The organism is Butyrivibrio sp. LC3010, assembly GCF_000424385.1.
Taxonomy (GTDB): Bacteria; Bacillota; Clostridia; order Lachnospirales; family Lachnospiraceae; genus Butyrivibrio.
The window spans coordinates 1-13,300 of the sequence record NZ_AUJU01000023.1; the positions used below are offsets into that span (position 1 = coordinate 1).

Below are 13,300 nucleotides of genomic sequence, written 5' to 3' on the forward strand. Positions count from 1 at the left end.
TAGAGATAATTTGATTAAATATCAACATGTCAGCACACTAGCACACATACTGATTGCCTATTTTAAATATGACATAGCCAAAAGAATTTTCATAATACACATTTTATATTGATAGCTATAGCTTTTTTTTATCAGTAAAAACGCCATTCGTAAAACATGGTCATCCAAGTTATATTCTTATATTAATCTCAAAATAAACTAAAACAAAAATCAATAATAGGTATATCTTTATTCTCTCATACTTTCTAAGCATATTTTCAAACTCTATTCCCTCTATTTGCTCAATCACGCTCCCATGCTTTTAGCATATTTTGGGCCATTTCGAAATCTTTAATAGCATCACCTCTGTCGTATGTAAAGTTCTCCGGTACAGCATTGAAAAGTTCTATCTTTTCCATCTCGCTTTCCGGAAGTTCCCCAAGAGAATGTGCTATAGCAAGGAAAAAGCGGCCATTGTTTTTGTGGATCCCATCATCCCAGGGCTGCTCATAATCCCACAAAGGAATCATTTCACAGTCAGTAATACCTGTCTCTTCGTAAAGCTCACGTCTTGCCGCCTGCATTGGCGTTTCACCATGTTCTACATGACCACCAGGATTCTCAAAGCTTTTCCTGCGTTTGTGCCAGCAAAACACCCACTTATTCTGATATTTTGTAAGAACCACAACAAACTCGATATTATCTAATTGCCCCAACAAATAATTCTTTTTTCTGTATACCATATCTACCATTCCCATATTAGTCTGATAACTTAATCCTATTCCACAATTATACAAAAAAAGGACTCTGATTGACTATATAAAAACAACCAGAATCCCTTATATCTGACATACTCCAGTCAGATACAGATACTGCAAGCGGCACCTTTAATGCCCCCACACGCAGGACACACTCCTCGCCTTGCGAGAATCTGGTGCAGTACGATTTCCGTTTTTCTGAAAAAAACAGGAATATATGGATTCATACTTCTGCAAAAGCTGTAAAAAGCTTATAATAGATACCGATATCCATTAAACAAGTAGGCGGACATGCATTATGCAAAGCATGAATATGGGCGGATCAATTGCCTCCAGAAATATCTTGGAAAACTAAGGGCGACTTAAATGGTGTATTAGAGAAAAGAGCGTTAATGACCTCGATAATGGTTGGAGGTTTTTATCAGAGACAGACACAGATGAGTTTCTGCAGAATCCATCTATTATGGTTGTATGCGACTGGGGAACGCTGTTTGAAATTGAACCGGCCATTTCTTCAATATTTGATATGCCTGTTGGTACTGATCTTACACTTGAATATGAAGATGGAAAAAAACACTTTGTCTATACAGAGACTGGAGAAAGAATCCCAGAGTAGGAGGTTTGTTTGAAATGATAAAAGAACATATATCAAAAATACAGCGAGGCGAATGCAGCAAAACAGAAATAGTTCTTACCGGAATATGTCTGGTTCTTGCCGGAATAGTTTTGGGCATGAAATTTGCACCTTTCAGAGTTACTACTCTTGGAAGCTTTAACGGTAACACAGGCTGTATCGGTAAGCCTGAAAATCTCAAGAAATTACTAAAAGAGGATGATGCTATGGAAAGATAATAAATAGCAGGATTGCCTGCACGCATTATCTTTCCATAATTAAGGTTCATCCCACCATGGATCTGATTGCGTATCCCACTCCGTTATGATCATTATCCTTAGTGACCATATCAGCGAGCTTTTTTATACTTTGTTTTGCATTGCCCATCACTACGGAAAAACCTGCTCTTTTAAGCATATCTATGTCATTATCCGCATCACCTATAGCCATTGTTTTATTTGCAGGAACACCTAATAGTTCTGCGAGTTTAAGCATTGCCATGCCCTTAGTAACACCCTTGGCATTCATCTCCAAGCTTGTCTTTTCAGCATATGCAAACTCTAGCGGAAGATGTTTTAATTCAGAATATCCTTTTTCCCTGTCTTCGGCACTTCTAAAATATATGTTAATCTTTGTTATTGAAGAATGCTTGGCGCTCTCTTCTTTCATATCTTTTACACGCCTTGTGACCTTCATATACATTGGCTTATATACTCCCATATGGAAATCTTCCATATGCTCAAGGTCATCCTCAGAAACAATGGATTCATCTTCCGTAAGAAATGTTAGCATCCCACCATACTTCTGAGCAATTGCAATAATCGGCTCAAAGAACTGAGCATCTACTTCATTTTTGTAAATAGGCTTTTTCTCTATGCAGTCATAGATGATAGCCCCGCTGTAGCAGATGGCATATCTTATCTGCGGAAGCTCTTTAAAGTAATTTTTCATTTCAACAAGAGCCCTTCCGGTACAATACGCAAGGTTCACTCCTTCATCAACTGCTTTATCTATATCACCGATAGTAGAAGAATCTACCGTCTTGTCACTCCTTAATAAAGTAGCATCCATGTCGACTGCAATAAGACCACACAGCGGAATCCTCTTATGAAATACGTTTACTCTGCTGCATACAAAGCCAGGATCAGTATCGTATAGGTCCTCATCATCTGCATACCACAAATCAGGAACAACAACTACTTCATCTTCATTAAGTTTCAAAATCCCGGCAGCATATTCCTTTGCTTCCTCAACAGGGCATCGTACAGATACCGCTATATATTCTCTGCCATCCTCCCTGCCATAATATGTCCTGGTAAAATACACATCTTCGATATGTTTCACGCTACTCTTTGATAGCCTTCCTGTCATTATATAAATAACTCCTTGAAAAACACGTTCTTATCTAGTACATCGTTTCTTGAATAACCGTGTCGAATTAGACCAGTTATTTTCCGTGCGCTGTACTAGTGTTATTATAATCCTAATGGTCAAGTCTCACTTTTTTTCTGATACTCTCCTACAGTCATTTGTCTTAAATATTTTACTCAACTCAGATATTCAAAGACACATCTGATGAAGTTTTATGTAGGAAGAATGCCATATAGAATAGAACTGTACTATTTCGTACTTTATCAACTCTTTCTTTATTTTGTTCCAATAATTGATATACATTGTTATAATATCCAATTATTAAAAAATCATCGAAGGAGTATTATTTATATGTGGAATATTGAATTTAAAGGAAAAATAAAGGGAGATATCGAACAGATTTCATCTAGAGAACCTCTTCCAGAAGGGAGTGTTCCATTTGTTGAGCCGGATTCATCTGATAAGGCATTTGCATTGGGCTTGTTGTTTGCAGTTCCTATCCTTTTACTTATGATTGTGTTAGCTATAATTAGAATATTGAACGTGTATGGAAAACCTTCAATTGCTTCATTTGAAAGCTTTATTATTCCGCAGCTTATTGCGTTAGTTTTATTATTTTTGTCTCAATACATTCATGAATACATTCACGCATTTCTATTTCCTAAGTATATAAAGAAGCAGATTTACGTAATGCCCGAGAATAAAATGCTATTTGTATATTTCGAAGATTGTATTACTAAGAAAAATTTTATTATTGTTCTTTTGGGACCAGCAGTGTTGTTGGGAATACTGCCATATGTAACTTGGCTGGCATTTGCTCAGAACTTTTCATTTCCAGTAACATTTTCAATCATTATGTATTCTCTCGGTATGGTTGCGAGTGCAGTCGGAGATTATCTGAATGTTTACAACACTATCCGTCAGGTTCCTAAAGATGGTAAGGTGTTTAATAGAGGATTTCATTCTTATTGGATTCAGTGAAAATATCTAAGATTAACCTATCACAAATTCTGTTCATCCCTTACGGTTCTCACAGCAACTGAATTTACCAATTCCAGTTGCTTTCGGCAAAGGGACAAATCCCATATTCAAGAAATAATCATTTTCACGCTCTGTGCAGCAAGTGCATAGAGCTGTGTGAACAATAACTATCACATCTTATACTATTAAAATTATCAACAAATGGCTTGATTACAAGGTCACAGACATTCTAAAATGTCATGAGTAATGCACAAACGAAGAAAATAACAAAGTTTTTAAATAAATATATATTTTATATAGATATATATCATATATATCAAACTGGCGCTGCAAAGAGAAATGTTTATGTATATACAATATATATCAATATCAAGTATACATATATAATAAATATATATTTAATATATTGCCATAACATATATGTTTATCTTATATTGTTATATTTTATATAGCATCATATAATATTTATATATTTTATACGGCAATATATAATATTGCTCTATATTATATATTTATATTTTTAATAGACATATATAAAATATCCATATATAATATAGTTATATAATTTATATCGCTATATTTTATATGGATATTTTTTATTCTTATATTCGATATATCTATATTTATTATTTATATATTTAATATTGTTATATCTGATATATCTATATTTTTGTGTATGTATATTTGATATTGATATATTTTTTATAGGTATATCTTTTATATTAGTATATAATATTGTTGTATTTAATTTTTTTATATTTAATATATCTATATCTTGTATATTTATATTTTAAATAGCCATATATTTTGTTGATATATTTTTTATAGGTAAATATTTTTTATATCTATTTAATATATATCCATTTAATACCTATCTATTTATATAGGTATATCTTTTATTTTATATATTTTTCTATTTTTTATACTGGAGGAGAGTTTTACATGGGAAAAGTTTTAGGAATAGTCAATCAGAAAGGTGGTGTTGGAAAAACCACATCAACAATAGAACTTGCAGCTGCGTTTGTTGCACAAAAGAAAAAAGTCCTTGTCATCGATCTGGATCAACAGGGTAACCTCTCAAAATATGTTAATGCAGATTTATCAAAGCCTACCATTTTTGATGTACTTCAGGCAGAAAGTGCAACAATTGATGCAATCCAAAAATGCGGTACATTTGACGTTATTGCCAGCTCAAAGGAACTTTCAAAAGCAGACAGAACATTTACCGAATATCAGGATCTATTCCTCTTAGAAGACGTTATAAAGCCGATAAAGGATAATTACCATTTCATTCTCATAGATAATGGTCCTTCCAGATCTACACTTCTTACAATGGCCTACGTTGCATCAGATGGTATTGTTATTCCCACAGAGGCAGATGATGGATCAATAGATGGAATATGGGAAGTACATAATGACCTTGTAACGTATAGGGACGGAGCTCACCCCGTTTCACACGCAAAGATAGAGCTTCTCTTATTGAACAAATATGAAAATACTGTTATGCATCAAAATGCAAAGGAAGCACTCCAGGATATTTCTTCAGAGATTTCGGATAATCCATTAGTGGAAACCATAAGAAAGAGCATTATAGCAAGCGAAAGTAAATCATTCAGACAGTCAATTCAAGAATACAGTCCTAAAAATAACGCTGCTGAAGACTACAGAAGCGTTGCAAAGAAACTTGTAAGGAGGATGAAATAATGGCAGCACAATCAAGAAGAGAAAAATTAAATGCATTGAACAAAAAAAGAATGGATGAACAGCATTCACCTAAGAAAAATACAACCATTGTTGATGAAATGCTGGATAACTATACAAAGGCATCTGACTCTGCAAAGAAAGCTGAAACCACTAAAGAAAAATCCACCAAGACAAAGCCTTCAGAAGCTAAAAAGATTCAAAAGCACCAAGAAATAATTGAAAAAACTGTTGAAGAAATAGTAGCAAAACCCATAGAAGAAGTTTCAGTAGTTGTACCAGAGACTGAATCAATTCCTGAAATAAAAGCAGTGGAGGTTAACGAAACTAATCCGATTCCAGAAATCAAAGTACCAGAAATTGAAAAACCTGTAACAGATACACTAATAAATAAGCCGGAAATAGAAGCTGCTCCTACACCTGACAGAGATATTCTTAAGCTTTTAGCAGAACAATATGGGCTGATCAATGTAATGGATAAATCAAGAGTTGGCAGACCGAAAAGAGAAGGATATTATCATAAAATTTCCCTTAATCTTAAGGCTGAGAATTTAATGTATGCCAAGTCAGTTGGTGGTAAATATGGCGGTGTTACCGGCTATATAAATTATCTTATCGAGCAGGATATGAAAAAGAATAAATAGTATTAAAAATTAGGTGTTTCTTATTTTAAAGATAAGGAACACTTTTTTTATAAAAATATAAGAAAGCAAAATGACAACTTAAACACAACTATATTTTATGTCTGTCATGGATAGATATTAATAGTATATTAATCTACATATAGTATGTATAGGAGAGTAGATAAAAATCCAGTAAAATAGCGGCTTTAGGAGCTTTTGATATGACAAAAATTACACTAAATAGCGACAGAAATCACACTATCACCGACAGAAATTACACTAGTGCATGACAGATTTTACACTACATGACAGATTTCACACTAATTTGCTGACAGAAATCACACAAACAAAAATTTTTGCAGTTTATATCTAATGACAGATTTTACACTAATGAATGACAAATGATTTTGCTGTCATCGCTGACAGATTTCACACTAAAAACGTAAAAAATCATCAAAAAAGTGGCTTGATTTTAAGAAAGCAGTGACTAAGCCGGTCAATTTTTGTGTGATAATCAAAGATTTTTCTAAAATCGATGACAAATAACACAGATGTCATCGAAAAGTCGTGATGACAAATTACACACTAAATAAATATCGTATTTATCAGCTTTTTATAATAGAATGACAAATGGATTATTTGTCATAAGTTCAGTGTGTGATGACAAAAAACACACTAAGTAAAATTCATGTATTTATGTTTTAAATGACAGATTTCACACTAAATAATCTCAGTATTTATGCGGCTATTGTATTGCAATGACAAATGAATTGATTGTCATTGAGTCTGAATCGGATGACAGATTTCACACTATGAATTAATAGGTAACAGGTATACAATAAATGATGACATGACAAATTATAGTCTTGTCATCTGTAAAGGGGAATACAAATGACACGAGATAGTTATCAACCATTAACGGACACACTCGGACAGTTTGAGCATCAGACCGTCCATACAGTAACTGGGGGAGTTGTAGATCTTGATGAAGTTCAGTCAGATGTTGTAGATTCTAACGGTCTGGCGGTAATTTCAGAAGATGAAGCTCAGCTTAAAGAATATATAAAAAAGGCGATTTCTATAGACAGTCTTGTAGAAACGTTTAATGATAATGCCCATACGACGCTTCTTAAACTTCTTGCCCTTCAGGATAATAAGCATCCACTGAAAAAGGGAGGTGTCGGTATTGCATACAGAACCGATGCCCTCATTATGCATTGCAAAATGGAATTTACAGCTGATGAAAACATCGTATTTGATGCTATTCTCGGAACAATGTCTTCTTTTCCTGAAAATAAAGTATATAGAATAGAGCCGACAAGCTTTCTTGGTCATTCTCGCTATGCAGATGATAAATATCTGTACTCAGTATTCAGAAAAGGAACGAAGAAGCTAAAAGAGAGACATCTTGTATTTGAAGATCTTGGTCCTGATGGAGAAGATGAGATAGTAGTTCCCTGGTTCAATATCCTCAGATATCACAATGGAAAAGGCAACAGTAAAGAATCCTCAGCATATATCGAATTTGTACCTTCAGATTTCTTTAAAGATCTGGCATTATGCTCGCAGCTTGTGCATGGAGCATATGGAGCTCTTGAAGTAACAACACAGCTTCAGGGAAAATATACGATAGCACTTTATTGGTTCCTTGAAAATAAGAAAAATTACAAGGAATTTCCTAATGCAACACCTGGAGTTTTCAGAATTTCTATTGAAGATATGAAGCATCAGTTCTCTATACCGGAATCCTATAACGTAGGTGACATAAAAAGAAGAGTACTTGAGCCAGCAAAAAACAGTATAAATGCAGTTGAAGAATGCGACTTTACCTTTGATTATGAACTTCAAAAAGTAAACGGAGTTTCCGCTGGGTATTTGTTTACTGTCAAAGCTAAGCAGTATATTACAACCAGTCAGAATAAACTTATTGAAGAAAAAGCTAATGATGAGCTTTTCCAGCAGCTTAAGTTGTTCTTAAAAGCTTCTTACATTGAATTTGAAGATGAAGAGATTAAAAGAGTCTGCAAGCAGGTCGAGAGATTAAATAGAGATGCAATGTTTATGATGCAGATCATCCTGCAGTTTAAGAAGAGACTTGATGATACTACGAAGGAGCCAATAGAGGATAAGGTTGGTTATCTTTGTAAGATGATAGAGCAGGGAAATAGATCTGCACAACGTCAAAGAACAATAAATAATCCATTTAATAATTTTCAGCAGAATGATATAGACTTTGATGCTTTGGAAGCGGATCTTCTTGATAATTAAATTTGATATAATACATTTTCATTCGTACCACAAGTGGTTGCCTCGTAGTAATGATTTACTTGATTGTTGAGCTGTAGACAGAATGCACTTTTATTTCATTTTTATAGAAATTTTCGAAATAATTTTTAATTATTGCACTTAAGGGCATAGAACACATCCAAAATTTGTGGGATACTGAGTGTATGGCAAAAAAAGTGAATAATAGCCGAGAGAAATCAGACTCCTTTAGAGCCGAACAGTAATTATAAACCAATAAGTACATTTATGATTAGGAGGTCACCATGAAGATAAGAGTTTGGAAAATCGTATCGAGAATTATATCACTGGCACTTGTCTTTGCATTCGTATTTATCTTAGCCAGCCCAATGACAGCGTTTGCAAAAACTAAGACGTTAAAACTAAAACCAGCCTATCCAGCCTATCCCGGTTCACCTGTAGTTGAGATTAACGAGACTGTTGTAACCATAAATAAAACCGGAAACTATAAAGTTGTTCAGAATAAATCAAATGGTACATTTGAAGGATTTCTGGTATTTGAAGCTCCAAAGACAAAGACTTACAAGATAACTCTCAGTAATCTTAAGTGCAAGGGCAAAGAATTGGTATATGGTGGCGTTGTTACGTATTTTCACTATGAAGGTGATGATTATCTGACGGGCGTAAGCTGTAAAACAAAAGGTACATATGGCATGTCTATATCATCTCAACAGAGAGGTGGCTCTATGGTTAAAAAACGTGTTGGAACCATCAGACTTGAAAAAGGGCAAAAGCTGTATTTGTACTACTCATTCATTGTGAAGACCAAGGGCAAAAAACTCACATCAAACCTTACAATTAAATGATTGAAATAATTTACATATAGTAAAGGTGTGTCCCATAGAATTTGTGAGACACACCTTTTTTGTTGTATTTTTGTAGAAAAAAATAGGGTAATCCTTTTTGGCAAGGCATCAGCAATTGCACACTCAATTGATCCACAAATAATAAAGAATATTTGCTATAATGTATGTCGTTTTAGGAAAAGGAGAATAGAGAGAAACGTATGAGTAATAAAGCTATTTTTATGATCTGTCTTATTGCAGTTATGGCACCCGTATATGTGATGTTTGCTGTTGCTACAGCAAACATCATGAAAGACAATCGCGTTAAGAAGGATAATACATGGCGCTCAAAAGGTATGTGCTATGGGATGACCTGCGGAATTTTTATTGGAGTAGTTGTAGGATTTGGCATATGGCATACCGGATCGGCAATGTGCATAGGAATTTTTGCAGGAGATTTTATTGGTGCTTTAATTGGAGGGGTAATCGGCACGGTTAAGGATAAAGCAGAGAAAAAGGATAACGTGGAAATTTAAGAATTCAAGTATAATATGCGCTGCCAGACTAAATGTAGAGCCTGGCAGTTTTTTTCATAGTTAAGGAGTGGAAAAAGAAGCCATCATAAAGGAATTATAGAATCGCTATGAATCTTCTCTAAAAGAAAAATAGATATACTGTTTCTGCCTAAATGTACATTTATTGTAAGGTTCCGAAATCATAGAATAATCTCATAAACAAGCAGTTGCTTCATAGGGTAAATCATATAGTAAAGAAAACAGATGTAATGATATAATACCTTTTGCGAAGCGTTGTTACTTAAATAAAAATGCTATGACAGCTTTCTTATGTTTGTTAAAACATAGAGGGAAGAATTTTTGGAGGAAAAAGGTATGAAAATCAGGTTTGAATCTATTAAAGATGATGCAAGAGCAAAAGCATGGTATCCGGGAAGTCAGATCCGTGAAATAGGAAATATTATGTCGGATCCCAATTCGATGGCGCTGACTTATGGACGTCTTCAGCATTTGTTTGGGGAGCCGTTTTATACTTCTGACGATCTTGAAGACGCCTATGATTACTTAATCCTTGGTACTGATGAGGAGGGCAATACCTATCAGCTTACTGCTTATCATGGACCGACAGGACCTGCAATTGGAGGTGATTCACATGATCCACAAGTTGCTAAAGCTGCTGAGGAACTTGAGAAGTACATAAATGAAGCAGATTACGTGGATTATGATTATGAGGGTGTTTATCACGATTTTGATGTGATTGTAAAATTCGGAATAAGAGATGGTGTTCCCTACATGGAAGAAACAGGGATGGATGGAGAAGAGCTTGATTATTCTGAGTTTGAGTTTTGAGACCAGTGAATCCGTTTGCTTTGAACCTTTTTCTGATAATTTTGAGATAAAAGACTTTAGCATGCAAGTAAGAGAAAGATATAGAGTAACAGTGCCCCAGATCACAAGGTCTGGGGTATTATTATGAGAAAACAAAGTTACTCAGCCTTGAAACTGTGGAAATAAAGTTGATTAAGCTTTATCATGAAAAAAGCATCAGAATAATCTGAAACAATAATGTAGCTGATTAAAACAAATTTGGAAATATTTGAATATGGCAGATGGGTTATAGGGCTAAAACTAAAAAGCATGAAAGGTCAGATAAATAGGAATGATACGCATAACGGTATGGAATGAGAACAAACACGACCAGGAATTGGATATAGTAAAGAAAATATATCCGGAAGGAATTCATGGTTACATAAAAAGCTTTTTAAGCAAGGAAAATGATTTTGAAGTGAGGACTGCCACATTTTACGATGATGAACATGGATTGACAGAAGAGGTATTATCCAGCACAGATGTCCTTATTTACTGGAGTCATGCGTTACAGGATGAGTTTTCCGATGAGGTAGCGCAGAGGATATGTACACATGTGCTGTCCGGAATGGGGCTTATAGCGCTTCATTCTGCCCATTATTCAAAAATGCTAAGACTTTTGATGGGAAGCACGATGACGCTAAAATGGAAGCATGATGTAGAGGAAAGACTATGGTGCATTGATCCTCTGCATCCAATAGCTGAAGGCATTCCCGAGTGCATAACGATTCCGCAGGAAGAAATGTATGGAGAGCCTTTTGATATACCGGCCCCTGATGATGTTATTTTTGCAGGTTGGTTTTCAAACGGTTATGTGTTCAGAAGTGGATGTACTTTTACGCGCGGAAAAGGAAAGATTTTCTACTTCCAACCGGGGCATGAGACGTGTCCTACCTATCATATTCCGGAAATACAGAAAATCATCACAAATGCCGTGAGATTTTGCGCGCCAAAAAATATACAGCGCGGAATCCGTGAAAATAAGGAGATTAAGAATTGAAGCTATCAGTATTTTACGATCACATAATAGAAGCACATGAACAGACTGGAAAAAGTATCAGGGAAATTCTTTTGGAAGTACGCGGGTTTGGTGTAGAAGCCCTTGAAATACGTCTCAGTCATCTTCAGGAAAGTCAGACCGTTGCCAAGCAGATCAAGGAGGCCGGATTTAAAATAAGCTGTATATTTGAGTTTTATGAGATGGGGATCAATGATGAAACCAGGAAGATAGAGGAGCATTTAAATATGGCGAAAGAGCTCGATGCTCCTAATATAATGATCGTGCCCGGTTTTTTGCGGGGCGATGATGTCACAACAATAAAAGCCTCTATGCAAGATGAATCACGCCTTAAAACTTTTTTTGATTCAAATGAAGAAGTAAAGCGCATGGCTGAAGGAATGAATAAGGCAGCTTTGATGGGAAAAGAACTAGGAATAAGTGTCCTGTTTGAAGATTTTGATGATTTTTCTTCTCCCATGTCCGCAAAAAACGGTGTTGAATGGTTCCTTGAGAAGTGCCCGAATGTCGGATATACCTTCGATTGTGGTAATTTTATTATGTATAATGAGAACGTTCTTGAGGCATTTAATAAATTTCATGCAAGAATAAGGCATGTTCATTGCAAAGACAGATCCCATGAAGCAGTAGCGGTGGGAGAGGGAAGGCTTCCTATTGGAGAGGTTGTTACAGCACTACTTAAATCGGGATACAACGGCTATTTTGCTATAGAACATTTTGATGCAAAAGACCAACTGGATTGTATAAAGAAATCTGCTTTTTATTTACAGAATTTATGAAAAATAATAATTGTTGAACAGTTGGCATTTTTGGCAAAAGCTATGAATTCAATATAATTATCTTGAAGGATATTGCAAGGCACACATTAAGCAAAAACCACAGAACATAGCATGGAATAAAGGGCAACAGCTAGTTGCGTGAAATATGATGATTTCTGTTATAGAATTGTCATAAAGGAGGGATTCGCATGGATACAAAAGATGTTTTACTTGAACTTAGAACCAGGAACAACCTTTCGCAGGATGATCTGGCGGAAAAAGTTTTTGTGACCAGACAGGCAGTTTCACGTTGGGAAAATGGTGAGACGGTTCCAAATACTGAGACATTGAAACTACTGTCAAATTTTTATAATGTCTCGATCAACACTTTGCTCGGATCGCCCCATAAACTTATTTGCCAATGCTGCGGCATGCCACTTGAGGACGCAATCATCGGTAGAAATAAGGACGGATCTTTAAATGAGGATTACTGCAAATGGTGCTACGCTGATGGAACTTTTACCTACGGCAACATGGACAACCTGATTGAGGTCTGCATTCCCAATATGGTTAACGAGGAATTTACTGAGGAACAGGCTCGCAGCTACCTTAGGCAGGAACTCCCCAAACTTAAATACTGGAAAAGATATAAAGAACTCAGCGACAACGGGCAGTTTGAAGCATTCAAGGAACAGCTGATCAAAGAGATAAATGATCTTCATGTAGAAGGCCTGCCGAAAGTCGAACGACTTAATGCTCTTGTGGGAAGCTATGTCAATCTCGAATACCGACTTCCCAGCGGAGAAAGCGTGAAATTTCTGGATGACAATGAAACATATCTTGGCAATCAGCTGGAGTCAGAATTTGGCGGTGACAGATGTTTCGGAGTTCTTGCCGGGATGAATTTCATCATGGTATGTACCTACGAAGCAGAAGGCGCCAACCCTGAGCTCGTGCTGTATAAAAAGAGATAAAAGGCTCGGAAGTCTTCAGAAGCAACTTCATGCAGGAAAATTTACATCAGGAT

At 35.5% G+C, this 13,300-nt stretch carries 14 protein-coding genes; 12 read left to right on the plus strand and 2 right to left on the minus strand.

The annotated features are described in order from the left end of the window. Positions 1 to 281: 281 nt before the first annotated feature. On the minus strand, positions 282 to 722 hold the full coding sequence (locus tag G622_RS23045) for an NUDIX domain-containing protein (RefSeq protein WP_196814221.1): 441 nt from the start codon (positions 720 to 722) through the stop codon (positions 282 to 284). Positions 723 to 1,110: 388 nt separating this feature from the next. Between G622_RS23045 and G622_RS0114085 the strand changes: the two genes are divergently transcribed. Together G622_RS0114085 and G622_RS0114090 are read left to right on the plus strand one after the other, a co-directional pair. Beyond that, positions 1,111 to 1,353 carry an immunity protein Imm33 domain-containing protein gene (locus G622_RS0114085; protein ID WP_026511232.1) on the plus strand — a complete coding sequence of 81 codons (243 nt, stop codon included), beginning with the start codon at positions 1,111 to 1,113 and terminating at the stop codon, positions 1,351 to 1,353. 14 nt (positions 1,354 to 1,367) lie between these two features. Beyond that, a complete protein-coding gene (locus tag G622_RS0114090) occupies positions 1,368 to 1,589 on the plus strand; it encodes a hypothetical protein (protein WP_026511233.1) in 222 nt (73 codons plus the stop codon). A 46-nt stretch (positions 1,590 to 1,635) separates the two neighbouring features. Here G622_RS0114090 and G622_RS0114095 read toward each other — a convergent pair whose 3' ends face one another. Next, positions 1,636 to 2,721 carry a Cof-type HAD-IIB family hydrolase gene (locus G622_RS0114095; protein ID WP_049945876.1) on the minus strand — a complete coding sequence of 362 codons (1,086 nt, stop codon included), beginning with the start codon at positions 2,719 to 2,721 and terminating at the stop codon, positions 1,636 to 1,638. 351 nt (positions 2,722 to 3,072) lie between these two features. On the opposite strand from G622_RS0114095, the gene G622_RS0114100 reads away from it, so the two are divergent. From G622_RS0114100 to G622_RS0114150, 10 genes are all read left to right on the plus strand, one after another. Beyond that, the gene (locus G622_RS0114100) at positions 3,073 to 3,702 is read left to right on the plus strand and encodes a DUF3267 domain-containing protein (RefSeq protein ID WP_026511235.1); all 630 of its coding nucleotides are present in this window, start codon (positions 3,073 to 3,075) and stop codon (positions 3,700 to 3,702) included. A 942-nt stretch (positions 3,703 to 4,644) separates the two neighbouring features. Next, positions 4,645 to 5,406: a ParA family protein gene (locus G622_RS0114105; protein ID WP_026511236.1), complete on the plus strand. Its 762-nt coding sequence runs from the start codon at positions 4,645 to 4,647 to the stop codon at positions 5,404 to 5,406. Continuing rightward, positions 5,406 to 6,047: a hypothetical protein gene (locus tag G622_RS0114110; RefSeq protein ID WP_026511237.1), complete on the plus strand. Its 642-nt coding sequence runs from the start codon at positions 5,406 to 5,408 to the stop codon at positions 6,045 to 6,047. Before G622_RS0114105 ends, G622_RS0114110 begins: the two co-directional genes overlap by 1 nt. Positions 6,048 to 6,917: 870 nt before the next feature. Continuing rightward, positions 6,918 to 8,294 carry a RepB family plasmid replication initiator protein gene (locus G622_RS0114115; RefSeq protein ID WP_026511238.1) on the plus strand — a complete coding sequence of 459 codons (1,377 nt, stop codon included), beginning with the start codon at positions 6,918 to 6,920 and terminating at the stop codon, positions 8,292 to 8,294. Between the two features lie 281 nt (positions 8,295 to 8,575). Then, positions 8,576 to 9,136 (plus strand): hypothetical protein, encoded by a 561-nt coding sequence (locus tag G622_RS0114120; RefSeq protein ID WP_026511239.1) that lies wholly within the window; start codon positions 8,576 to 8,578, stop codon positions 9,134 to 9,136. A 200-nt stretch (positions 9,137 to 9,336) separates the two neighbouring features. Then, complete coding sequence (locus G622_RS0114125; RefSeq protein ID WP_026511240.1) at positions 9,337 to 9,651, plus strand: hypothetical protein; 315 nt, start codon at positions 9,337 to 9,339, stop codon at positions 9,649 to 9,651. 354 nt (positions 9,652 to 10,005) lie between these two features. Continuing rightward, the gene (locus tag G622_RS23050) at positions 10,006 to 10,479 is read left to right on the plus strand and encodes a hypothetical protein (protein WP_049945877.1); all 474 of its coding nucleotides are present in this window, start codon (positions 10,006 to 10,008) and stop codon (positions 10,477 to 10,479) included. A 310-nt stretch (positions 10,480 to 10,789) separates the two neighbouring features. Further along, complete coding sequence (locus tag G622_RS0114135) at positions 10,790 to 11,497, plus strand: ThuA domain-containing protein (RefSeq protein WP_026511241.1); 708 nt, start codon at positions 10,790 to 10,792, stop codon at positions 11,495 to 11,497. Next, positions 11,494 to 12,294 carry a sugar phosphate isomerase/epimerase family protein gene (locus G622_RS0114145; protein WP_049945878.1) on the plus strand — a complete coding sequence of 267 codons (801 nt, stop codon included), beginning with the start codon at positions 11,494 to 11,496 and terminating at the stop codon, positions 12,292 to 12,294. The genes G622_RS0114135 and G622_RS0114145 overlap by 4 nt, the downstream gene beginning before the upstream one ends. A gap of 188 nt (positions 12,295 to 12,482) precedes the next feature. Next, a complete protein-coding gene (locus G622_RS0114150; RefSeq protein ID WP_026511243.1) occupies positions 12,483 to 13,247 on the plus strand; it encodes a zinc ribbon domain-containing protein in 765 nt (254 codons plus the stop codon). Positions 13,248 to 13,300 lie beyond the last annotated feature (53 nt).